Origin of the sequence: Nonomuraea sp. NPDC026600 (assembly GCF_040638335.1) — a bacterium.
Taxonomy (GTDB): Bacteria; Actinomycetota; Actinomycetes; order Streptosporangiales; family Streptosporangiaceae; genus Nonomuraea.
On record NZ_JBEZYD010000006.1, the window covers coordinates 494691 to 515589 of the forward strand.

Below are 20899 nucleotides of genomic sequence, written 5' to 3' on the forward strand. Positions count from 1 at the left end.
GTTCGGGTGTCTTCTCCCTTTTCCTGGTGGCCCGACACTCCACCCTCCTGTCCCGTGCGACGGGAGTACGGGCGGAAGGGCGTACCTTGAGGCTGAGGGGGCGCATCGCCGCCGAGCACCACGACCGTGAGGTGAACCCTTGACCGACGTACAGGTCCTCATCCAGCGACTCGACGACGAGCTGCCGGTGCCGTCCTACGCCCATCCGGGCGACGCGGGCGCCGACCTTCACGCGGCCGAGGATGTCGAGCTGCTGCCCGGCGAGCGGGCCGTGGTCGGGACGGGCCTCGCGATCGCGCTGCCCGACGGCTACGCCGCGTTCGTGCACCCTCGCTCGGGCCTGGCCGCCAAGCACGGCGTCACGCTGGTCAACGCGCCAGGCACGGTCGACGCCGGCTATCGCGGCGAGATCAGGGTGACCGTGATCAACACCGATGCCAAGGAGCCCTTCCGCCTGAGCCGCGGAGACCGGGTGGCCCAGCTGGTCGTCCAGCGCGTCGAGCGGGCGGCGTTCACCGAGGTGGAGCTGCTGCCCGGCTCGGCCCGCGGCACCGGCGGTTTCGGATCAACAGGACGTTAACCAGGGAGAGTGAGCACAGTGTTCCGACGTCGCCGTCGTGAGCAGCCGGATCAGGCGGCAGAGCAGAAGGCCTCCGCCGCCCCCATGCGCGAATCCGGCCCATGGGACGCCGACGAGCCCCACCCCGACACCGACAGGATCGATCTCGGCGGGTTGCGCCTGCCGCACAACCCCGACTTCGACCTGCGGCTGGCCTCGGTGGGTGACCAGAACGTCGGTGTCGTCGTGCTGTACGAGGAGAGCTCGCTGCAGCTCCAGGCACTGGCCGCGCCCAAGACCATGGGTCTGTGGGACGAGGTCCGGGCCAAGATCCTGTCGGGCGCCAAGGACCTCACCGGGCGGGAGGGGCCGTTCGGTCCCGAGCTGCTCGGCGACATCGTCGGCGAGGGCAACACCACCCGCAAGGCCCGCTACATCGGCATCGACGGTCCGCGCTGGTTCCTGCTGGCGATGATCAGTGGCCGGGCCGCGCTCGACGAGAACGTGGCGAACGTTTTCCTCGACTTCATCCGGGATGCCGTGGTAGTACGGGGCACCGAGCCGATGGCCCGGGAAGAGGCGATCACGCTGCGCCGTCCCAACGAGCAGGGCACGGAAACGGACGAGAGCCAGGGGCTCAACCCGTTCAAACGAGGACCCGAGATCAGCGAGATTCGCTGACCGTTCCTATCACGTAGGCTGAGTCATCATGAGTACGGCAGAACCTCCGAAACGCGGGGGATTGCGCGGGTTCTTCAGTCGGCTGGCCTCCACCCAGTCCGAGATCGAAGCCCAGGAACTACGGGAAGACGTCGACGAGGTCGGCGCTACCCCCATCGCCTCGTGTGGCGGGCGGCGTCGCTTCTGCGTAGCCGGTACGCTACGTACCGTGACACTGCGGCCCAGGGGCGGCGCACCCGCCCTCGAGGCCGAGCTCTACGACGGGTCAGACGTGATCGACCTGGTATGGCTCGGCCGCCGCAAGATCGCGGGCATCGAGCCCGGGCGCACCGTCAAGGCAGAGGGCCTGGTCAGCATGCAGGACGGGCGCAAGGTGATGTTCAATCCTCGCTACGAGCTGCGCCCAGGGAGTTGATCAGGTGAGTGCTGAGGCGGAAGAGGTCACCCACGACACCGTCGAAGCGGCGGTGCGAGCCCAGCTCGCCAAGGCGTTCGGCGGAGTGCGTGGGATCATCGAGGCGGCGGTGCCGACCATCGCGTTCACGCTGTCATGGATCTTCACCGAAGATCTGAAGATCTCGCTCATCGTCAGCGTCTCGCTGGCGGTCGTGCTGCTGCTGGCCAGGATCGCGCAGCGGTCCACGCCGCAGTTCGTGATCAACAGCCTGATCGGCATCGCCATCGGCGCGTTCTTCGCCAGCCGCACCGGCGACGCGAAGGACTATTTCCTGCCCGGCATCCTGTGGAACGCCGGCTACACGGTGGCGATGCTGCTGTCGATCGTCACCCGCTGGCCCGTGGTCGGATTCCTGATCGGCTCGGTCACCGGCGACCCCACGGCCTGGCGCAAGGATCCGGGCATCGTCCGGCTCTGCACCAAGCTGACCTGGATGCTGCTGATCCCGTGCGTGGTCAGGGTGGCCGTGCAGCTGCCCGTTTGGCTGTTCGGCGGCGGCGACCAGGCCGTGGCCGCCCTCGGCTTCGCGAAGATCGTGATGGGCTGGCCGCTCCAGGTGGCCGCGCTCGGCGCGATGCTGTGGCTGCTCGGCAGGGGACGAACGCCGATCAAGTCGCCGGTCGCCCCCGCCTAGCCCCTCAGTGCTGTGAGAGCAGGTGCGCCAGCTCCTGCTCCACCTCCTGGCTGGCGACGAACAACAGCTCGTCGCCCGCCTCCAGCGGGTCGTCGTTGGTCGGCACCAGCACCCGGCCCTCGCGCAGGATCGCGACCAGTGCCGAGTCGTTCGGCCACGGCACCGAGCCGGCCCGCTGGCCCACCACGGGCGCGTCTTCGGCCAGGGTGAGCTCGACCAGGTTGGCCTGCCCCTGGCGGAACGTCATCAGCCGCACCAGGTCGCCGACGCTCACCGCCTCCTCGACCAGCGCGCTCAGCAGGCGGGGTGTCGAGACCGCCACGTCCACGCCCCACGACTCGTTGAACAGCCACTCGTTGTTGGGGTGGTTGATCCGGGCCACCACGCGCGGCACGCCGTACTCGGTCTTGGCCAGCAGCGACACCACGAGGTTGACCTTGTCGTCGCCGGAGGAGGCGACGACGACGTGGCAGTTGCTGAGACCCGCCTCGTCGAGCGAGGCGATCTCGCAGGCGTCGGCCAGCAGCCACTCCGCCCGCGGCACGCTGTCGATCTTGATGGCCCGGGGGTCGATGTCGATCAGGAGGACCTCGTGGCCGTTCTCCAGCAGCTCGGACGCGATGGACCGGCCCACGGCCCCCGCTCCGGCGATGGCGACGCGCATCAGTGGTCCTCTTCCGGTGCCAAGGCGAGCACCTTGTTGATCCGCTCCATGTCGTTCTCGGCGGCGACGACGTGCAGCACGTCGCCTTCCTGGATCACGGTGTCATCGGCGATGACCAGGGCCTCGCCCATGCGGTTGAGGTAGGCGGCGCGGGTCCTGGCCCGTGCCTCCAGATCGACGACCCGGGTGCCGATCCAGCCGGGATGCGTGGCGACCTCCGCCAGGATCACGGTGCCGGTGGGGTCGCGCCAGAGCGGCTCGGCGCCCTCCGGCAGGATGCGGCGCAGGATCTGGTCGGCGGTCCACCGCACGGTCGCCACCGTGGGAATGCCCAGCCGCTGGTAGACCTCGGCCCGCCGCGGGTCGTAGATGCGGGCCACCACGTTGTCGACGCCGAACGTCTCGCGCGCCGCGCGCGCGGAGATGATGTTGGAGTTGTCGCCGCTGGAGACCGCCACGTACGCGGCCGCGGACTCGATGCCCGCCTCGGTGAGCACGTCACGGTCGAATCCGACGCCGGTCACCCGCCGCCCGCGAAAACCGGCACGCAGCCGGCGAAAGGCCTGCGGATCGCGATCGATGATCGCGACCGTATGGCCGTTGTCCTCGAGGATGTGAGCCAGAGTCGAACCGACCCGGCCACAGCCCATGATCACTATATGCATACTCCCCCGCACCTCGCGGTCGACCGGTTGCTCGACACCAGTATGGCCCGATAGGGGAGCGCCGCGTCGGCGCCCCTGGCACGGGGGACTAGCATTTCGTTACGTGGCGAAGGTAACGGATCTTGTCAAACGCGTGCTTGTGGGGCGGGCGCTCAGAAGTGGCCAGCTTCACGAGCAACTGCTGCCCAAACGCATAGCCCTGCCGATCTTCGCCAGCGACGCCCTGTCCTCCGTGGCCTACGCGCCGCAGGAGATTCTGGTCATCCTGTCGCTGGCGGGTGTGTCGTTCTACTCCTACAGTCCATGGGTCGCGATCGCCGTCGTGGTCGTGATGCTCACGGTCGTGGCCTCGTACCGGCAGAACGTGCACGCCTACCCCAGCGGCGGCGGCGACTACGAGGTGGCCACCACCAACCTGGGCAAGAACGCCGGGCTGACGGTGGCCAGCGCGCTCATGGTCGACTACGTGCTGACCGTGGCCGTGTCGGTCGCCAACGGCGTCGACTACGTGGGCGCCACGATCCCGTTCGTCGGCGAGCACAAGCCGGCCGTCGCCATCGTCATCGTGATCCTGCTCACCGTCGTCAACCTGCGCGGCCTGCGCGAGTCGGGGGCGGCCTTCGCCGTCCCGACGTACGCGTTCATGCTCGCGGTGCTGGGGCTGATCGCCTGGGGCGGCTTCCGGCTGCTGGTGCTCGGCGACGACCTGCGGGCGCCCAGCGCCGGGTTCACGATCGACGCCGAGCAGGCGAACCTGACCAGCTTCGCCGCCGCCTTCCTGATCCTGCGCGCCTTCTCCTCCGGCTGCGCGGCGCTGACCGGTGTCGAGGCCATCAGCAACGGCGTGCCCGCCTTCCGCAAGCCCAAGAGCAAGAACGCCGCCACCACGCTGCTCATGATGGGCCTGGTGTCGATCACCATGTTCGGCGGCATCATCGCGCTGGGCCTGGCCTCGGGCGTGAAGGTGGCCGAGCCGTCGGTGGTGGCCCACGACCTGCACCTGCCGGACGGGTCGCCGGTCGGCCCCGGCTACTACCAGCAGCCGATCATCGCGCAGGTGGCCGACGCGGTCTTCGGCGGCGGCTCGCTGCCGTTCGTGATCATCTCGGCGGTCACCGCGCTCATCCTGTTCCTGGCCGCCAACACCGCCTTCAACGGCTTCCCGGTGCTCGGCTCGATCCTGGCCCAGGACCGCTACCTGCCCCGCCAGTTGCACACCCGCGGCGACCGGCTGGCCTTCTCCAACGGCATCGTCATCCTGGCGCTGGGCGCGTGCCTGCTGCTGTGGGGGTTCAACGCCGACGTCAGCCGGCTGCTGAACCTCTACATCGTCGGCGTGTTCGTCTCCTTCACGCTCAGCCAGATCGGCATGGTCATCCACTGGACCCGCCATCTCAAGACCGAGACCGACCCCAGGATCCGGCACCAGATGCACCGCTCGCGGGTGATCAACTTCTTCGGCGGCATCATGACCGGGCTGGTGCTGGTCGTCGTGCTGCTGACCAAGTTTCTGGTCGGCGCCTGGATCGTGTGCTTCGCGATGCCGGTCCTGTTCCTCATGATGAAGGCCATCCGGCGCCACTACGACAACGTGGCGGTCGAGCTGGAGATCACCGAGGAGTTCGACGAGTCGATGCTGCCGTCGCGCAACCACGCGATCGTGCTCGTCTCCAAGATTCACAAGCCGACGATGCGTGCCCTCGCCTACGCCCGCGCCACCAGGCCGTCCACGCTGGAGGCGATCACCGTCGGCGTCGAGGGCGCCGAAGCCCGGCACCTCCAGGACGAGTGGGAGCGCCTGGGCATCCCGGTGCCGCTGAAGATGCTCGACTCCCCGTACCGGGAGATCACCCAGCCGATCCTGGACTACGTCAAGACCCTGCGCCGCCGCTCACCGCGCGACGTGGTGACCGTGTTCATCCCCGAGTACGTGGTCGGGCACTGGTGGGAACACCTGCTGCACAACCAGAGCGCGCTGCGGCTGAAGGCGCGGCTGCTGTTCAAGCCGGGCGTGATGGTGACGAGCGTGCCGTGGCAGCTCCACTCCGCCGACCGGCTCAAGGGCCGGCCCGAGCCGCTCGCGCCGGGCGCCTCGCGCCGGGCGGGACCCCAGGTCGTCAAGAAGGACATCAAGGCGAAGGACGAGATCAAGGCGAGCGACCACTCCCTGTAGCAGGCTAAGTCCGGAAAGTGGCAGGGTCGGTCAGGGCATAGGGTGTCCGTGTGGAACAGGCATCTCTCGAGCTGACGGTAGGTCCGGTCGCCCATGGCGGCTGGTGCGTGGCGCGCCATGAAGGGCGCGTGGTCTTCGTCCGACACGCGCTGCCAGGCGAGCGGGTCATCGCCGAGGTCACCGAGGAGACCACCCGCTTCCTCCGGGCCGACGCCGTGCAGGTGCTCGACCCGTCACCCGACCGCGTGGTCCCGCCCTGCCCCTTCGCCGGCCCCGGCCGCTGCGGCGGCTGCGACTGGCAGCACGCCACTCTGGAGGCACAGCGCGGCCTCAAGGCCGCCGTGGTCGCCGAGCAGCTCAGCAGGCTGGCCGGCATCGAGCGTGCGGTCGTGGTCGAGGAGGTGCCGGGCGCCAAGGACGGGCTCGGCTGGCGCACCCGCGTCCAGTTCGCCGCCCGGCCCGACGGCGAGCTCGGTTTCCGCAAGCACCGCTCGCACGACATCGAGGTGGTCGACGCCTGCCTGATCGCGCACCCGGAGGTGGAGGCCGTCGGCGCCGAGCAGCGCGAGTGGCGCGGCGCGTCCGTCGTCGAGGTGATCGCCTCCTCGGCCGGCGACCGGGCCGTGGTGGTCAAGCCGCGGCCCAGGCGCAGCGTGACCGTCCCGGACCTCGACGCGTCCGCCTCGATCCTGCTCGACCAGGGCAAGGGCCACACCGTGCCGCGCAAGGGCTCCGGGGTGCTGCACGAGCAGGTGGGCGACCGGGAGTTCAGGGTGGCGGGCAGCGGCTTCTGGCAGGTGCATCCGGGCGCCGCCGAGACCCTGCTCGACGCCGTCCTGTCCTACGCCGCGCCGGAGCCCGGAGAGTGGGCCCTGGACCTCTACTGCGGGGTCGGCCTGTTCGCCGCCGGCCTGGCGGAGGGCGTGGGGGCCGAGGGCGCGGTGTTCGGCCTGGAGTCGGAGGCGGCCGCCGTCCGCGACGCCCGCGCCAACCTCCGCGACCTGCCGCAGGCCCGGGTGGAGCGGGGACGGGTGGAGGAGGCGCTGGACCGGTTCCAGATCGAGCGCGCCGACATCGTCGTCGTCGACCCGCCCCGGTCGGGGCTCGGGCTCGAGGTGGTCCACCGGGTCGCCGCGCTGGAGGCGTCGCGGATCGTGTACGTCTCGTGCGACCCGGCGACACTGGCCCGCGACCTGTCCTGGCTGGGCGATGACGGCTATGAGCTGGTGGATATGCGGGCTTTTGACGCATTTCCGATGACCCACCATGTGGAGTGCGTGGCACTGCTGGCCAGGAAGTAGAGCGTTAGCCTGACCAGCAGAAAGACAACAGAATGCGTCTCTAGGTGTCTCGGGGTGTCTCTGTATATCTCAAGATCATGACGCACCAGCGGCGCACGATCATGAAACGCCCCGCCACCGAAACCGGTGACGGGGCGTGGTCATCCCGACGGATCAGGCATCCTCGTCGTCCGGCGGCTCAGGCCCCACGAACGACCCAAGGTTCGGCCGTGTATAGATCAAACCGCGCTCCCGGAGTCCCGCAATCGCCTTCCTCGCGGTGATCTTCGCGACGCCGAACTCCTCGATAATCCCGCGCTCCGTGATCATTCGGCCGGGCGGCCACTCCTTCGAGTCGATGCGCCGCTTGACGACCCTGACGATTTGCTCCCACCGAGGAAGGTCGTCCCGCCAATTGATCATGAACGGCAGCGTAGGGGCTCACGCGCATGCCTCCGTACGCAAGAGTGCGCACGCGGGCTCATAGGTACCTATAGACCGGGATGACCTGCGGATGTTACCGTCGTGGCTGCCTGGCCGCCGTCCGCGAATTAGCCCTCGCCGCGGCGGTCGGGCACTGCCATTTCAGCTCTGGCGAGCCTTGCTCCCCTTCGCGGTCAGGACGACCTCGTCGGCCGGCAGCAGCTGCGCCGGCTCGCCTTCCCGCTCCAGTACCACCAGGCCGACGCCCTCGTCGATACCGAGGTCGATCCGCTCGTCGGGTGTGCTCTGTCGGAACCAGGCGAGCACGCCCGGCTCCAACTCGATGCGGCGGCGTTCGGGCTGAGCGCGCACGGTCGAGGCTTCGCCGCGCTTGGTCGCTACGAGGCCCTCCTGTCGGAGGACGCCGAGGGCTTTACGTACGGCTTCGCGGCCGACGCCGTAGTCCTGGGCCATCTGGTGTTCGCCGGGGAAGACGTGTCCGGCTGTCAGTTCGCCAGTGCTGATCATTTTGCGCAGCCCGGTGGCGAGCTGGATGTAGACGGGCACGTGCGAGCGCACATTGATCTCCACAGAGGTGAGGGTATAGACAGACAGACATATTGTGATCTTGTTCGTCTATGCGTATAGCCACTTATACAGTCTGTTTGCCTGTACGTACATGTGCTAGCTTCGCGGTATGGCCAACGCTCCCGAACCGGCTCTGTACGTCCCCGACTGCGACATCGTGAAGATCGGCGACGGCACGCTCCTCGTCACCCACCTGGGCTCCGGCCACGTGCGCACCGCAGCGAACGGCAGGCAGGCACTGATCGTGGGCACCGGGCTCGCCATCGCATACACGTGGCAGACAGCGCTCAAGCCCTGCCCCCCCAAGCGGCCACCTGGGGCCCATCGTCACCGACCCCGCGACCGCCACCAAGAAGTGCAAGGCGTGCGGCATTACGGTCTTCTGGGGCTAGGTCGACCGTGAACCAGGAAGAGACGGCCGCCTACTACGACGACCCCGCTCACGCCGTCAACATGTGCGACCTACTGATGCGCGCCTTCCCCACCTGGGTGGTGTGGCGGCGGCAGGACCGCGCCTGGCTGGCCCGACACCGAACGTGGGATCGCGAGCGGCAGCCGCTCGCCGATCGAAACGCGGGGCTGCTGCACCAGGCGATGCGGGAGACCAACATCCGCGGGGTGGTGTCGTGACGTACCCGAGGAGGCCGCCACCCCCACCACGCGCCTACAAGCTGCATAAGGGCGTGGATGGCCTCTTCTACATTTACAACGCTGGGCAGCAGGAATCCACGAGCGGCTTTCACCCCGCCAACGAGGTAGAGCGCGTCGCGCTTGATGTGCTGGTGGAGATGCTCAACTTCCCAGGCAAGTACGCGGACAACCCTTCCTGCTGGGGGGTGATGGCTGTTGCCTTCGGGATCCAGCTCAAGATGTGGCGAACCCCCCAATGACTAACCACGAGTGGACGCCTTACATCCCGTCCGGGAACCGAACCCGGGTGGTCGAGGCGTCGTGCTGCAACCAGTACCAGCTGCTCCAGGAGGGCGGCGCGTACGTCGTAACACTCCTGTTGGATGCGACGCCGATCGTGGAGACGGCCAGAGGTTCGACCGGCCGCGCCAGGCAGGTGTTCGACGACCTTGTGGCGCTACATCTCATCGCGACGCAGGAGCACCGCCCTTAGACAGCCCGGTCGCCACGCGAGCCCCTCAACCTCTCCGTGGCGGCCGGGCCCAACGACTCCTCTCGGGGCGCCCGTCGTACGTCACTACGACGGAGCACCCCGGGAGGCGAGGGTCTCCGCCGGCTCTTGGAGGGGTGGGGCGGAGACCCTCAACCAAGCCCCGTAAACACGAAGACCCACCCGGCGCCAACCGGGTGGGCTTCGTGCCAGCTCAGACACCAACTCAACTTGGAGTCCGAACCATGCAGCACGATATGGCCGCGCCAGCCAGCGCGCCAGTGAACCCCGAAGACCGGCCGAAGCCGCGACGTTGTCGGATCCGGCGGGCAATCGCCGGCCCGCTCCGCCTCCTCCGCCGGCGCCCTGTACCGCCCGCCGTGACACCTCCGGACACCGGCACACCCCGGCTTGGCGACCACGTCATCCGCGGCTTCGCCGTCATCATCCTGCTCGGCGTCGCAGCCGCCGCCGGCTACGTCTCGTACCACCACTTCTTCGCCCTCTCCATCGCGCTCGGCGAGCACCGGGACATGGCCGTCCTCTACCCGGCCATGTCCGACGGTGTGATCGTGATGGCGTCGCTCGTCATGGTCTACTGCTCGCGCCGCGGCATGCCTGTGCCGCTCCTGGCCAAGGTCGCATTGGGAGGCGGCGGCGCGGTCACGCTGGTCGCGAACGTGGCCAACGGCTGGGACGGCGGCACCGGATCGCGGCTGCTCAGCGCCCTCGCGCCGGTCGCGTTCGTCGGCGCGTACGAACTGCTGATGTGGATCGTCCGCACCAGCCGCAAGACCGTCCAGCGGGTCGCCGAGGTGGTCGCCGAACAGCACGTGTGCCAGCCCATCGAGGTGCCCGTCGAAGTGGTACAGGTCGTGACCGTTCTGCCGGTGGACCGGTACGAGGCGGCACGCCTCACCTTCGAGGAGAGCCTCCAGCCCGGCAACAAGCGCATCGGCCGGAGGCCCCTCGCGAACCGGTGGGGATTGGAGCAGCGCGAGGCCGAGGAGATCATCGCCGAGGTGGAACGGGACCTGTCCGGACCCGCAGTGCCGACCGTTCCGCAGCTGGTGCCCGCCGGGGCTGCCGTGCCGTCTCTCAACGGGTCGTCCACGACCGGTACAGCGGTGGCTCCGTGAGCGGCAAGCGCAAGTCAGGCTGGATCAGTGACGAGCAGTGGGCCGACCTCCTGCGGCGCACCGCCAAGGGCAAGACGCGCAGTCCGTTCGACCCGGCCGAGGTTAAGCAGCGCCAGCAGTCCGACGAGCAGGTAAAGAAGCGGCGGTGGTCATGACGGAGCCCGCCGACACCTTCCAGCGTCCGCAGACCTCGGCCGACTTCTGGCGCAAGCCCCGCCGCGGCGCCCGGGTACGCCAAGCCGTCCACCGGGTACGGCAGGGCAAGTACGGGCGCCGCACCGTGAAATTCGTCTACCGGTCGAGCACCGCACCCATCTCAGGCACCACCCGCCTGGCGTCGATCGCATGGCGGTGGATCCGGGCCGACGACTATGCCGCCACCGACGACCACGTGTTCCGCGAGGCGGTGCGCACCCGGCGTCGGCGGACCGCATGGATGGTCGGGGCTGGCTACTTCACGTCGACCGCCGCCGCCACCGCACTGTGGAGCACCTCGGCGCCGCTTCTGTCGCTCGGGGCGCTCGTCACGCTGGGCACGGCCGTCGAGGTGCGCAAGCGGATCGTCGCCCGGCCGGTCCCGTTCAAGTTTCCCGGCAGGAAGGGCGGCACCCCTCAAGAGAACGTCGTCGTCCGTGCGGCGATCGACGCCAAGCTCGGCCGGGCGGAGGGCATGAAGCTCGCCTCGCCGGTGCTGACGGAGGAGGGCGGCTGGTCGACCATCCTGCAGCTGCCCGGCGGGCAGCGCGCCCGGCATTGCCTCGGCAAGGAAGCCGACTTCGCGTCGGCGCTCGGCGTGGGGGAGACGCAGGTCGTGTTCGAGCTGCTGCCCGAGCACGCGGGCAGGTTGGCCGTGTTCGTCGCCAAGGCCGACCCGTTCCTGAAGGTGTACGCGTCGCCGCTGCTCGGCCGTACCGAACCCATGGACTTCTGGAAGGGTGTCCCGGCCGGGGTGAACGGGCGCGGCCGGCCCGAGCGGCTGCGCCTGGTCGACGCTTCCCTCCTCGTCGCCGGGGAGCCGCGCGCCGGGAAATCAGCAGCGGTCAACGGCATCATCGGCACGGCCGCGCTCGCCGTCACCCCGAAGATTCACCTGTTCGACGGGAAGGGCGCGGGAGATCACAGGCCGTGGCGGAAGATCGCGCACACGGCGATCAAGAGGAACGCGCCCGCGCTGCTCGCCCACCTGCGGCGCATGCAGGACCAGATGGAGCGCGTGTTCGACATGCTCGACGACGCAGGCGGGTCGACGAAGCTCACCCCTGAGCTGTGCCGCCAGTTCGGCGTCGACGTCGAACTGACCGTGGTCGACGAAACCCGGTACTACGTCACCTCGCCGCAGGGGGAGGAGATCGTCGAGGTGATGGTCGACATCGCCTCCCGCGGCCCGGCCGCCGGGGTGCTGCTCGTTCTGGCCACGCAGCGGATGACCACCGACGCCATCCCCGGCCCGCTCAAGGGCGTGTGCTCGCTGCGCTGGGCGATGCGCTGCCCCGACACCACCGCCTCCAACGCAGTGCTCGGCCAGGGCGCGGCCGGCGCCGGATACAACGCGTCCGACATCCCGCGCTCTCACCGCGGCGTCGGCATCCTCGACGCCGACGGGAGCGACCCGGTGAAGGTCCGCTCCTACTTCCTCGACGACGCTGGCACCGACCTCCAGGAGGTGGCCGCCGCGGCGTACGAGCTGCGGCGCGCGGCCGGGACGCTCCCGCCTGCCGAGCAGGAGACGGCGGCCGACCCGGTCGAGGACATCCTGGCCGCGATGGGCGAGGCCGACCGGATGCACACCGCCGAGCTCGTGGACGCGCTCGGCCCCGGCTGGACGGCGGCCCGGATCGCCCGGGTGTTGAAGCCGCACGGCGTCCAGCCGGGCGACGTGAAGATCGGCGGCGTCAACAGGAACGGCTACCGCCGCGCCGACCTGGAAGCGCTGTTCACCCCCGCGTAGAGGGTCTACCCGGCCTCTACCCGCCGGACGGGGTCTACCTCGCCTCTGCCCGCGCTGACGTGCGCGGTAGGGCCGGTAGACCCCCTCGGCCACCCCCCCGATTTCAGGCTTTGCCGGGCCCTTGGAGGGCTCTGGAAGGACGCACCCATGGAGCTCACGCTCGTCATCGTCACGCTTGTGGTGATCTATCTATGGTGGGACCGGTCGCGGCACCCGAAGAAGTACTGCCGCGCCTGTAAGGGATCAGGTAAACGAACTTCGTGGATCAACCGACGGGCGTACGGCACATGCCGACGCTGCGGCGGCAAGGGCGAGTTACGCCGGTAGACACGACGAAGAGCCCCCCGCCCCTCCCGAAGGAGGAACGGGGGGCTCTTACGTCCCGAGGCTCGAGGCCACGGTACGCCTGCAGCCGGTGTTTCCGCTACCGCTGGCCGACTGGCAGATCAGGCCGCGGCTCGTGCTTGGTGACATACCCGGCCACGTAGACGATGAGGCCGGGCACGAGCGGGATGGCCAAGGTCTCCAGCCAGTCGGGCAGGAACGCGATCAAGTCCAAGTTCGCCTGGATCGCCTGCAGCGGCGCCAGGAGGGCGAGCAGTCCGAGGTAGGCGCCTGCCGTGCCGGCCTTCACCTTCGCCTCGACCTTCGGCTTGGGGTAGGTGACGGGCTCTCCGTGCATGCTTCTCCCCTTCCAGGAGATGCGGATGCCCCGGGCCGGGATGGCGCCGGGGCGATCAAGCTGGTGGTGTCGACTACGGCTTGACGCAGTCGTAGGCCGGGATCCCGGCTGCGGTGTCGGCGCCCTTCGTGCACACCGCGGTGACGCCGTCGAACTTGAACTGGACCTTGGCAGGTAGCGACGTGTCCTTGCCGTCGGCGCCCTTCAGCGAGGCCAGGAAGTCAGCCACGGTCTTGCCCGCGTTGCCGGGCTGGGCGACCCACAGCTCGTACGCCGACTTGCCGTTGATGGCCTTCGGCACGCCGTCGACGGACGGCACCAGGACGCGCTGCTCGCCGGTCTTGCACTTGCCGTACCGGCTCTTCGAGAGCGCCTTGGCCTCCAGGACGCGGACCGCGCCGGTCTTCGCGATGCAGATGCCGTACGCCTTCACAGGCGCCGTGACGGCCGACGCGGTGGCGACAGCGCCGAGAGCGAGCACGCCGAAGACGACGGCGGTGATGAGGGCAGCGAACTTTTTGACCATTGGGAGATCGAGCTCCTTGCTCGGGGACATGAAAAAGCCCAGGCACACGGGCCTGGGACGATGAGGGGGAGTGGGCGGCCTACCAGGCAGCGGCCCACGTGGCCGGGCCTACGATGCCGTCGACGGCCAGGCCCTCGCGGCGCTGGAAGGTGCGCGTCCCGGCGGCCGTCTTCGAGCCGAAGGCGCCGTCGACGGCCAGCTTGGCGTCGAGCTTCGTGTTGAGGGCGGCCTGCCAGGTGCGCACGTCCTGGCCCATCATCAGCGGCCGGCCGGACACGTACTTGAGAGGGCGCAGCCAGGCGGGCGGCCCGTCATGCTCGGTGAGCAGCAGTTCGGCGACGTCGGCCCGGAACCGGTCCATGTCGACGCCGTGCGGGTCCGGCTTGCCCGGCTGCACCTCTTTGTGGCCCTTCACGCGGCTGGGGGTCAGTCCGAACGCCCGGCAGAGTTCGGCGCACAGCTTGCGGTAGGCGTCGAGCTGGGCGGCCGGCCACGGCTCGTGGCCGTCGTTCTCCGCCTCGATGCCGAGCGCGTGGCTGTTGTCGTGGTTCGCCGAGGTGGACGGGTAGTTGTGCCAGCACTTCCCGGCCGCCACCACATAGATCCGGCCGGTGTGCTGGAGCCAGACATGGGAGAGCGGCCCATCCAATCCGGGGCGGCCATCCCTCACCACGTGCATGTCGTCACGCCCAGCAGTGTGATGAGCGACGATGCCACGCACGGCGGGCTGCGGGCCGTGCCCGCGCGTCTTCCACCCGGCCACCTCGACGACCGGGTAGCCGGTACGTCTGGCCACCGTGGCGAGCTGAGTCAGATACGGCATCAGGTTCCCTCCGTGCTTTGCTTGATCCCGGCCAACGTCAGCTGCAGCCGCAGGTCGTTGACGGTCCGCTCCAGCTCTTCCACGTGGCTCCGCAACGTCCGTAGCTGGCTTCGCAGCGCGCTGGAGGTGTCCTGCTCCGTGGCCAGCTGCTGGTTGACCCGATCGAACTGCTCCCGCATGCGCTCCAGCTGGCGTTCCAGCTCCCGCAGCGACCCCTCGTAGATGCTCTTCGCGCGTTCGAACGCCGCCGCATCCACCTTGCTCGACTCGATCGATGTCGCCCGCGTCGAGGCCCGGTAGGAGAAGAACGCCCCGATGATCGCGGCGATCCCTGCCACGATCGCTACCAGCACGGACGGGTCGGTCACCGGTCACCTCCAGGTTCTGGCCATTGAGAAATGACGTGCACGAACCCGGCGAAACCGAGCCAGATAGCCGCGGCCACGTAGCCGCGCGGCAGATCGACGACGATCCAGCCGACCAGATAGATCAGCCCCCAGCCGACCTTCAACGCGGACGCGCACGCGAATGCCAGCCGGTCCGTCCTCATGAACGCCTGCACCAGGCAGAGCATCCCTACGACGAGCCACACAACAGCCCACGCTGGGATGGGCAGCAGCTGGGCGAGGAACACGTACGACGGCGACGCGAGCGTTTCGGGAGGCGCCGATGCCAGGCTGGCCGAGTACACGAGATCCACCAGAGCGAAGAACAGCAAGGCTGTCCCCCGGTGGCCCACGCGCCGGCTGACCGGGCTCCAGAGTTGGTGGGCGGTGCGTTTCAGCGCTCGCACGCGGCTACCTCCATACATGGTTGTCGCGGGCTTGGAGAAGGGGTGGCCGCCCGCGCTCCCTTAGGCCCGCATCCAAGCCCCGCGGGCAGCCACGATCAGGAGGTGTTCCGGCCCGGTCAGACGAGGATCCCGGCCGCGCGCAGGCTGAGTACGAGCGCGAGGTGGCTGTTGTAGGTGGTGGCCAGGCCGTCTGAGATCGCCTGCGCCTGCGACTGGCTGTAGCTGGAGGGCGCGTTCGGCGCGCTGATCCCAGGCACGACGATGTTGGCGGCCGGGGTGAACTCGGAGATCTCCTTGACGGTGCCGTCCGACTGGATGACCCGGAACGTGCCGCCCACGGCATAGATCCGGATGCCGCCGGACGGTGTGGCCGGCGTGGACGCATTCGGCACGAACAGAGGCCCGCTCGCCTTGGTGACCGGGGCACCGGTCACCGTACGCACCAGAGTCTCCAGGGCGGCGATGCGCGCCTCCAGCTCTTTGACGATGCGCACGTCGGTCGAGCCGACCGGGTCGTAGATGCTCACTCTTCGATCCCCGTCTCCGTGATCAGCCTCAACTTGTCCTTGCCGCCCGCGCCCCGATCGGCGGGAGTCAGCTCCCACCCGATGAGGCGCTGGCTCTTGTCGAACGACGCGGAGCCGTCGGCCCGGATCGGATAGCGCGGGTTGTCGAGCACGGCGCGCACCTGGTCGCCGATGCTGTTGGGGCCGAGCGTGGATTCTGAGCCGATCGTCACCTCGAAGCTGAAGACAGGCGGAGCCCCGGCCGCGCGGTTCGCCCAGTATTCGACGAACCGGTCGACCACCGTCTGGTCGGTGCTGGCGCCGGGGTGAGTGGGCCGCTTGTCGATCAGCGGATAGCCTGCGGCGACGTGCGGGGTGGTGACGAGCGCCCCCTTCACCGGGACCGCGCCTTGGGTGGCGTCCTCCTGCTGCGGTGTGCCGCCGTACGCGCCCCAGCGGGTGGCGCCAGCGAGGGCGGAGCGGGTGATGCGCCACGAGGTGATGGTGCCGCCGTCATCACCCTGAAAAAACGTGTGCACGCCCGACCCGACCAGCTTGGGGGCGCCGAACTCCAAGCTGCGGATGATGCCGCCGTCGATGATGCGCGGGTTGACGACGAACTCGAATCCGTCGGACGCCTTGGCATAGTCCTGCAAGGTGTTGCCGTAGAACACGTTCGGGCCTGGCACGACCTCCAAGAGCCGGATCACGCCCGAGCTGCCCGCCTGCAAGCCCAACCCGATGTTCGATGCCGGGGTTGCCTGCATGTGCGTGATGAGGTCTCTCGCGTTCTGCAGCTGGTCGTCGCCCAGGCTGAGCTGCTCTTCGATGGCGACATACAACGGGTAGGCGTCAAGAGTGCTGCCGCTGACCTCGAGGTAGGGGTTGCCTCTCGCGTCTTGGCCTTCGTCGGTGGTGTGCAACCAGTGGATGCCCCACAGCACGCCAGACCGGTAGGTGTGCACAACCAGGCGTCCGGGGCCAGCCGTCATGTCGCCGTAGTCGGGCGGGAACATCTCGCCGATCTTCTTCGCCTCGGAGCGGGAAGCCAGGTCGAGCCGGCCGCGCCACGCACCCGGCTGGGAGTTCAGCCGGGACAGCGTCAGGCCGGACGGGAAAATGTCGTCAAAGTACTCGCCGGTCAGCAGGTCGTGGACGCTGGTCCGGATGTGGCCTTCGCCGCGGCCCGGCGTCGACACCGGGAAAGTAGGCGGTGTCGGAGGGGTGCCGCCCGATCCCGACGAGTGGACCAGCACGGTGAAGGCGTGCATCGGGAAAGAGTCGGAGGAAGGGTCGAGGTCGACGGCGGCCATCGGCGATGTCGACAGGTAGGGCCGGACCGCGATGCTGATGGAGGCGAAGTTGTCGGCCTGCATGTCCAGGCCGTCGTAGCCGGGCAGGTCGGCCCAGGTGAGAGGCCCGAACGAGGACGCCGCGCCGTAACGGATCTCCAGCCCGGACGCTGCCCCGGGCGTGACGGCCGGGGCGACGGACCCGTCCGCGGACACGATCTGGATGGCAGACGCGTCGCCCTGCTTGATGGCGAGGATGGTGATGACGGCGCCGAGGTTGTCGGAGCCGAACGTGGCCTCGTAAGCCTCCGGCTCGTCAGCGCCCGCGTATTTGCGGAGAATCTTCGTGCCCGCGAACGGCTGGCTTCCGGTCGGCCCGACGACGGATGCGATCGGCGACCCCCACGGGGCGCCGCCGGAGATGTTCATGTTGGCGAGGCTGCCGCGGCCTTGGCTGAAGAAGGCCAGCATCAGGTCGCCGGGCTGTACGTCGCCGCGGGCGGCGCTGCCTTCGGCGAAGAAGGCGTTCGGGGTGGCGGCGATGGAACGAACCGAGGCGACCACGCGCCCCCCTTCCTACAGCCAGGCGTGGCGCCACAGCACGACCACATCCGGAGCGGTACCGTCCGCCGTCGCGTACGCGATTGAGGACACGCCCCGGCCGAGCACCCACGACGGCAGGGCGACGCTCCCGGTCAGGTAGCGGGTGACGCTGGTGCCGCCGGCGAGTTCGGCGGTGCCGTGCGCGATGTCGACGGTGAGCGTGTCGCCGTCGGCGATGGTGGTGTTGAACTGGATGACCCGCAGGTCTTCGGACCCGTCGGCGAGTGTCCGGAACACCTGTAGGCGCGGCGTGTGGGCCGGGCCCGGGATGCGTATCAGCGGCCGCGTTTTGCGGTTGCCCGCGTTGGTGACCTCGACCGTGCCGCCGTCCGTGATCTGCGCGCTGCCCAGGTCACGCGAGTACAGGCGCGGGTCGGAGCATTCGATTTGTAGCACGGCTTTGGCCAGGCCGATCCGGTACTGCTTGTTGATCGGCGCGGAGCGGCGGGTGACTGCGCCGCGGGTGACGTAGATGCGGTCCACAACCTGGATGGCGAGGTCGAGTTCCTCGTCGGAGTCGGCGAGGGGCGTGTTGTCGCGGAACGCCTCCATCGTCTCGCGCATCTGGTCCGCTGGGGCGCGGACCTTGAAGCTGACGGTGATGATGCGCGGCTGGGCCAGCTTGCGGCCCGACTGCGCCCCGTCGCTGGACGGGTTGTTGACGTTGCCGTTGTCGATCGGCGGCATGTCGAAGTCGACGCCGACCAGCTCGTCCAGCCGGTAGGGGGTGCCGCCGCCCATCTTGAACCCGTTGAGGCTGAGCTGGCCGGGCCCGTCCAGGTCGTCGCCGGGATTGACCGGGACGAACACGGTCAGCTGCGGGAACTCCCAGCCGAGCGCGAACGTGGGCAGCCCGACAGGCAGCGACAGGGACGGGAACTCCCAACCGAGCGCGAAACTCGGCAGCGGGATGGACACCGACGGGGACGTCACCGTCAGCGTCGGGAACTCCCAGCCGAGCGCGAACGTGGGCAGATTGATGTCCGCGTCGCGCCGGTACAGCTGTCGGGTGGTGAGTGGGCGGATCGGGAAGCTGCGGCCCAAACGTGCCATTCACGCCCCCAGGTCAGTAGTAGGCGCCGCGGAAGATCGGCGCGGACATGCCGGGAGTGAGCGGGTGCGCGGCCTGGAAGGGGATAACCGCTGGAAGGATCTCGACCGCCACCCAGTTCCATTCGCGGCTGCCGCTGCCGTTGAAGTTGAGCGTGACCGCGGTGCTGGCCGTCGCGGTGTCGGCCGCCTTGTGGACGGCGATCCCGCTCATTTCGCTCACCGTGTCCCAGGCGAACCCGGTGTCGCTGCTGGTCGGGGAGCCGGACTGCAGCGAGTCCGACGCGATGCCGACGGCGCGAGAGCCCGCGACACTGGACGTGTAGACGGCGGCCGTCAGGTTGCTGGTGGTCGAGTGGCCCTCGCCGACCTGCCCCACCGGGGAGGCGAGGTCGGCGCCGGTAATGACCAGCACCTTGAGCGCGAGCGGATCGCCGCCGTTACTGCTGGTCAGCGTGACTGTGCGGGCCGCTGACGTCGGCGCGGGAGCGGTGAACACCTCGACAGCCGCGACGAAAGCGCCCGAGTCGGGGGAGCCGTGCTTGCTCCGGGACGTCCACGTGAGCCCGGTGCCGGAGTTGGTGACGGTGTGGGTGACGCCGCCAGAGTTGGACGCGCACAACGCCACCAGCAGGCTGTCCGCAGGCGCCGTGAACGACGCTGTGGCTTTCGGCGTGGTCCCGGTGACGATCGCAGGCGTTGAGGCGTCGACGAGTAGCGCCACGGCGCTACTCCTCCCAGACGACGAAGCAGGTGGCGTTGACCGCGGCAGCCGCCGTCACCCGCACCCGCAAAAACTTGCTGGCTCCGACCTTGAACTCCCGGCCCAACGGCCACAGGTAGTCGTACTGGCTGGTCGGCGCCACCTGCTTCAGGTCGGCATGCCTCGTCGCAGTGATCGAGCCTTCGGCGGAGGCCGTGTAGCCCGTCGCGCTGGTGCCCAACGTCATCAACGACGCCAACGCGCCCGGGTCGTCGTACGGCTGCACTCCGGCCGCCACGTGCGCGGTCACGGTGGCGGCGACATTGGTTTCGACCAGCTCGCACACGATCGGCGCGGCGGCCGCGAACCCGGAGAACGAGATCCCCCACCAGACTGGTTTGATCATCTTGGTTGCGGGGGTGGCGATCTGCAGCATGGTTTTGATCGCGGTGCCGGTGGTGACCGGGACGGGCGCGGCCGTCGTCGCCATCGCGGCGTTGAAGGCGATGTACAAGGTCATGGAAGAGGCTCCAGACATGCGAATGCCCCGCACACGGGCGGGGCGAAGATCAGGGGTTAGAGGAGCGGGCCGACCACGTTGAGCTTGCACGCGCCGTCGGCGTGGACGTTCACGCTGAATGTGCCGTCCTGGCTGGAGTAGGTCTGGACGAAGCTGCGGAACAGCACGGCCCTGTTGCTGAGGCCGGTCGCGTAGAACAGCGCGCCTTTCGCATCCGTGATCGTCGAGGACGCCCAGGAGGGGTTGGCGAAGTCCCACCGCATCCAGCCCGGCGACCCCGACAGCTCCTCGAATACGACGCTGGTCAACGCCAGGCCGCCCGCCGAGTAGCCGGCGCCGCTGACCTCGCCGGAGGCGAACGGCGAGCTGCCGTAGGCGGGGTTGGTCTGGGAGGCGTCCGGTGTGATCGAATCCTGAAACAAGGCGATCTTGAACGCGCCCGCGCCGGCGTCCCCCAGATTGAGGGCGATCGTATTCGTTAGCGCCTTGACCTGGGTGTCCACAAACATCAGGTCGCGAGTGATGGCCACCGCTAGCTCCTCAAGTTGATCTGGACGTCGCGGTGGTATCCGCTCGCGTCGGTGCGTTCAGTCACGTCATTACCGGCCTGATCGCGCACCGTCTTGCGGGTCGGCGAGTCCGCGAGCACCTGGTCACGGGTAGCCCAGGTCCAGCCCGCTGGCCGAACCTGGATCCCCTTACGTCGCAGCCACTCGCCGTACGTGATCCCCGAAGCCGGATCCCAAGGCATTAGGTCTCCTTCCTGCTCAGGCGTGGGCCATGTACTCGAACCCGAACTGGGCGCCCAACTTGGCGAAGTCCGACTCCTGTGTGACGGTCGCGTTCTCGATGTTGACCGTCACCCCGCCCGCCGCCGGGCTGGCTGCGGGCGGGGTGGGCGTGCCCGAGTAGGCGACGCCGGGAAGTGTGGCGATCCGGCTTTCGTCGACGAGGATCGACTTGCCGGGAGACAGGTACACAGGCTGAATTCGTAGGGTCGGTCATGTGTTCAAGGGGTGTTCGATTATCAGGCCGGTCTGGGCGAGACAGCCGTCGAGTAGGTGGGGCCG

30 protein-coding genes are annotated in these 20899 nt (G+C 68.8%); 13 read left to right on the top strand and 17 right to left on the bottom strand.

Going from position 1 to position 20899, the window contains the following annotated elements:
- Window positions 1–139 precede the first annotated feature (139 nt).
- From dut to AB0F17_RS18115, 4 genes are read left to right on the top strand one after another with little or no spacing between them, the layout of a single operon-like run.
- The gene (gene dut / locus AB0F17_RS18100) at window positions 140–580 is read left to right on the top strand and encodes a dUTP diphosphatase (RefSeq protein WP_358023748.1); all 441 of its coding nucleotides are present in this window, start codon (window positions 140–142) and stop codon (window positions 578–580) included.
- 9 nt (window positions 581–589) lie between these two features.
- On the top strand, window positions 590–1240 hold the full coding sequence (locus AB0F17_RS18105; protein ID WP_358023751.1) for a DUF3710 domain-containing protein: 651 nt from the start codon (window positions 590–592) through the stop codon (window positions 1238–1240).
- A 28-nt stretch (window positions 1241–1268) separates the two neighbouring features.
- The gene (locus AB0F17_RS18110) at window positions 1269–1655 is read left to right on the top strand and encodes an OB-fold nucleic acid binding domain-containing protein (protein WP_358023753.1); all 387 of its coding nucleotides are present in this window, start codon (window positions 1269–1271) and stop codon (window positions 1653–1655) included.
- 4 nt (window positions 1656–1659) lie between these two features.
- Window positions 1660–2331 carry a DUF3159 domain-containing protein gene (locus AB0F17_RS18115; RefSeq protein WP_358023756.1) on the top strand — a complete coding sequence of 224 codons (672 nt, stop codon included), beginning with the start codon at window positions 1660–1662 and terminating at the stop codon, window positions 2329–2331.
- Window positions 2332–2335: 4 nt separating this feature from the next.
- On the opposite strand, the gene AB0F17_RS18120 is transcribed toward AB0F17_RS18115, so the two are convergent.
- On the bottom strand, window positions 2336–2995 hold the full coding sequence (locus AB0F17_RS18120) for a TrkA family potassium uptake protein (protein ID WP_358023759.1): 660 nt from the start codon (window positions 2993–2995) through the stop codon (window positions 2336–2338).
- A complete protein-coding gene (locus tag AB0F17_RS18125; protein ID WP_358023762.1) occupies window positions 2995–3660 on the bottom strand; it encodes a TrkA family potassium uptake protein in 666 nt (221 codons plus the stop codon). The genes AB0F17_RS18120 and AB0F17_RS18125 overlap by 1 nt, the downstream gene beginning before the upstream one ends.
- Window positions 3661–3763: 103 nt before the next feature.
- On the opposite strand from AB0F17_RS18125, the gene AB0F17_RS18130 reads away from it, so the two are divergent.
- Both AB0F17_RS18130 and AB0F17_RS18135 read left to right on the top strand, forming a co-directional pair.
- Complete coding sequence (locus AB0F17_RS18130) at window positions 3764–5833, top strand: APC family permease (protein WP_358023765.1); 2070 nt, start codon at window positions 3764–3766, stop codon at window positions 5831–5833.
- A gap of 71 nt (window positions 5834–5904) precedes the next feature.
- On the top strand, window positions 5905–7134 hold the full coding sequence (locus AB0F17_RS18135) for a class I SAM-dependent RNA methyltransferase (RefSeq protein ID WP_358023885.1): 1230 nt from the start codon (window positions 5905–5907) through the stop codon (window positions 7132–7134).
- 153 nt (window positions 7135–7287) lie between these two features.
- On the opposite strand, the gene AB0F17_RS18140 is transcribed toward AB0F17_RS18135, so the two are convergent.
- Together AB0F17_RS18140 and AB0F17_RS18145 are read right to left on the bottom strand one after the other, a co-directional pair.
- Window positions 7288–7536: a winged helix-turn-helix domain-containing protein gene (locus AB0F17_RS18140; RefSeq protein WP_358023768.1), complete on the bottom strand. Its 249-nt coding sequence runs from the start codon at window positions 7534–7536 to the stop codon at window positions 7288–7290.
- A 162-nt stretch (window positions 7537–7698) separates the two neighbouring features.
- A complete protein-coding gene (locus AB0F17_RS18145; RefSeq protein WP_358023771.1) occupies window positions 7699–8127 on the bottom strand; it encodes a GntR family transcriptional regulator in 429 nt (142 codons plus the stop codon).
- A 106-nt stretch (window positions 8128–8233) separates the two neighbouring features.
- Here AB0F17_RS18145 and AB0F17_RS18150 point away from each other — a divergent pair, with 106 nt between their 5' ends.
- From AB0F17_RS18150 to AB0F17_RS18180, 7 genes are all read left to right on the top strand, one after another.
- On the top strand, window positions 8234–8527 hold the full coding sequence (locus AB0F17_RS18150) for a hypothetical protein (RefSeq protein ID WP_358023774.1): 294 nt from the start codon (window positions 8234–8236) through the stop codon (window positions 8525–8527).
- Complete coding sequence (locus AB0F17_RS18155) at window positions 8524–8754, top strand: hypothetical protein (protein ID WP_358023777.1); 231 nt, start codon at window positions 8524–8526, stop codon at window positions 8752–8754. Before AB0F17_RS18150 ends, AB0F17_RS18155 begins: the two co-directional genes overlap by 4 nt.
- A 53-nt stretch (window positions 8755–8807) precedes the next feature.
- Entirely contained in the window at window positions 8808–9014 is a 207-nt protein-coding gene (locus AB0F17_RS18160) for a hypothetical protein (RefSeq protein ID WP_358023780.1), read from the top strand.
- Entirely contained in the window at window positions 9011–9247 is a 237-nt protein-coding gene (locus tag AB0F17_RS18165) for a hypothetical protein (RefSeq protein ID WP_358023783.1), read from the top strand. Before AB0F17_RS18160 ends, AB0F17_RS18165 begins: the two co-directional genes overlap by 4 nt.
- A gap of 377 nt (window positions 9248–9624) precedes the next feature.
- Window positions 9625–10383 (top strand): DUF2637 domain-containing protein, encoded by a 759-nt coding sequence (locus tag AB0F17_RS18170; protein ID WP_358023786.1) that lies wholly within the window; start codon window positions 9625–9627, stop codon window positions 10381–10383.
- Window positions 10380–10538: a hypothetical protein gene (locus tag AB0F17_RS18175; RefSeq protein ID WP_358023789.1), complete on the top strand. Its 159-nt coding sequence runs from the start codon at window positions 10380–10382 to the stop codon at window positions 10536–10538. The genes AB0F17_RS18170 and AB0F17_RS18175 overlap by 4 nt, the downstream gene beginning before the upstream one ends.
- Window positions 10535–12331 carry a hypothetical protein gene (locus tag AB0F17_RS18180; protein WP_358023792.1) on the top strand — a complete coding sequence of 599 codons (1797 nt, stop codon included), beginning with the start codon at window positions 10535–10537 and terminating at the stop codon, window positions 12329–12331. The genes AB0F17_RS18175 and AB0F17_RS18180 overlap by 4 nt, the downstream gene beginning before the upstream one ends.
- A 424-nt stretch (window positions 12332–12755) precedes the next feature.
- Here the strand turns inward: AB0F17_RS18180 and AB0F17_RS18185 are convergent, their stop codons facing one another.
- The 13 genes from AB0F17_RS18185 to AB0F17_RS18245 form a co-directional block, all read right to left on the bottom strand.
- Window positions 12756–13013 (bottom strand): hypothetical protein, encoded by a 258-nt coding sequence (locus AB0F17_RS18185; RefSeq protein ID WP_358023795.1) that lies wholly within the window; start codon window positions 13011–13013, stop codon window positions 12756–12758.
- Between the two features lie 73 nt (window positions 13014–13086).
- Complete coding sequence (locus AB0F17_RS18190) at window positions 13087–13539, bottom strand: hypothetical protein (RefSeq protein ID WP_358023798.1); 453 nt, start codon at window positions 13537–13539, stop codon at window positions 13087–13089.
- A 79-nt stretch (window positions 13540–13618) separates the two neighbouring features.
- Window positions 13619–14362, bottom strand: a complete 744-nt coding sequence (locus AB0F17_RS18195) for an N-acetylmuramoyl-L-alanine amidase (protein ID WP_358023801.1) — start codon at window positions 14360–14362, stop codon at window positions 13619–13621.
- Window positions 14362–14730 carry a DUF6779 domain-containing protein gene (locus AB0F17_RS18200; protein ID WP_358023804.1) on the bottom strand — a complete coding sequence of 123 codons (369 nt, stop codon included), beginning with the start codon at window positions 14728–14730 and terminating at the stop codon, window positions 14362–14364. The genes AB0F17_RS18195 and AB0F17_RS18200 overlap by 1 nt, the downstream gene beginning before the upstream one ends.
- A complete protein-coding gene (locus AB0F17_RS18205) occupies window positions 14727–15155 on the bottom strand; it encodes a hypothetical protein (protein WP_358023807.1) in 429 nt (142 codons plus the stop codon). Before AB0F17_RS18205 ends, AB0F17_RS18200 begins: the two co-directional genes overlap by 4 nt.
- Before the next feature lie 116 nt (window positions 15156–15271).
- On the bottom strand, window positions 15272–15682 hold the full coding sequence (locus AB0F17_RS18210; RefSeq protein ID WP_358023810.1) for a hypothetical protein: 411 nt from the start codon (window positions 15680–15682) through the stop codon (window positions 15272–15274).
- Window positions 15679–17517 (bottom strand): hypothetical protein, encoded by a 1839-nt coding sequence (locus AB0F17_RS18215; RefSeq protein ID WP_358023812.1) that lies wholly within the window; start codon window positions 17515–17517, stop codon window positions 15679–15681. The genes AB0F17_RS18210 and AB0F17_RS18215 overlap by 4 nt, the downstream gene beginning before the upstream one ends.
- A gap of 12 nt (window positions 17518–17529) precedes the next feature.
- Window positions 17530–18609 (bottom strand): hypothetical protein, encoded by a 1080-nt coding sequence (locus AB0F17_RS18220; protein ID WP_358023816.1) that lies wholly within the window; start codon window positions 18607–18609, stop codon window positions 17530–17532.
- Window positions 18610–18622: 13 nt separating this feature from the next.
- Window positions 18623–19330, bottom strand: coding sequence for a hypothetical protein (locus AB0F17_RS18225; RefSeq protein ID WP_358023819.1), 708 nt, complete (start codon window positions 19328–19330; stop codon window positions 18623–18625).
- Between the two features lie 4 nt (window positions 19331–19334).
- A complete protein-coding gene (locus AB0F17_RS18230) occupies window positions 19335–19829 on the bottom strand; it encodes a hypothetical protein (RefSeq protein WP_358023822.1) in 495 nt (164 codons plus the stop codon).
- A 56-nt stretch (window positions 19830–19885) separates the two neighbouring features.
- Window positions 19886–20359, bottom strand: a complete 474-nt coding sequence (locus AB0F17_RS18235) for a hypothetical protein (protein WP_358023825.1) — start codon at window positions 20357–20359, stop codon at window positions 19886–19888.
- 2 nt (window positions 20360–20361) lie between these two features.
- The gene (locus tag AB0F17_RS18240; protein WP_358023828.1) at window positions 20362–20580 is read right to left on the bottom strand and encodes a hypothetical protein; all 219 of its coding nucleotides are present in this window, start codon (window positions 20578–20580) and stop codon (window positions 20362–20364) included.
- Window positions 20581–20596: 16 nt separating this feature from the next.
- The gene (locus tag AB0F17_RS18245; protein WP_358023831.1) at window positions 20597–20809 is read right to left on the bottom strand and encodes a hypothetical protein; all 213 of its coding nucleotides are present in this window, start codon (window positions 20807–20809) and stop codon (window positions 20597–20599) included.
- Window positions 20810–20899: the final 90 nt, after the last annotated feature.

Coding starts and splice junctions, on each gene's coding strand:
- AB0F17_RS18110 (WP_358023753.1), top strand. CDS start 1,269: ATGAGTACGGCAGAACCTCCGAAACGCGGGGGATTGCGCGGGTTCTTC.
- AB0F17_RS18120 (WP_358023759.1), bottom strand. CDS start 2,995: ATGCGCGTCGCCATCGCCGGAGCGGGGGCCGTGGGCCGGTCCATCGCG.
- AB0F17_RS18125 (WP_358023762.1), bottom strand. CDS start 3,660: ATGCATATAGTGATCATGGGCTGTGGCCGGGTCGGTTCGACTCTGGCT.
- AB0F17_RS18140 (WP_358023768.1), bottom strand. CDS start 7,536: ATGATCAATTGGCGGGACGACCTTCCTCGGTGGGAGCAAATCGTCAGG.
- AB0F17_RS18150 (WP_358023774.1), top strand. CDS start 8,234: ATGGCCAACGCTCCCGAACCGGCTCTGTACGTCCCCGACTGCGACATC.
- AB0F17_RS18165 (WP_358023783.1), top strand. CDS start 9,011: ATGACTAACCACGAGTGGACGCCTTACATCCCGTCCGGGAACCGAACC.
- AB0F17_RS18180 (WP_358023792.1), top strand. CDS start 10,535: ATGACGGAGCCCGCCGACACCTTCCAGCGTCCGCAGACCTCGGCCGAC.
- AB0F17_RS18185 (WP_358023795.1), bottom strand. CDS start 13,013: ATGCACGGAGAGCCCGTCACCTACCCCAAGCCGAAGGTCGAGGCGAAG.
- AB0F17_RS18190 (WP_358023798.1), bottom strand. CDS start 13,539: ATGGTCAAAAAGTTCGCTGCCCTCATCACCGCCGTCGTCTTCGGCGTG.
- AB0F17_RS18195 (WP_358023801.1), bottom strand. CDS start 14,362: ATGCCGTATCTGACTCAGCTCGCCACGGTGGCCAGACGTACCGGCTAC.
- AB0F17_RS18220 (WP_358023816.1), bottom strand. CDS start 18,609: ATGGCACGTTTGGGCCGCAGCTTCCCGATCCGCCCACTCACCACCCGA.
- AB0F17_RS18230 (WP_358023822.1), bottom strand. CDS start 19,829: ATGACCTTGTACATCGCCTTCAACGCCGCGATGGCGACGACGGCCGCG.
- AB0F17_RS18240 (WP_358023828.1), bottom strand. CDS start 20,580: ATGCCTTGGGATCCGGCTTCGGGGATCACGTACGGCGAGTGGCTGCGA.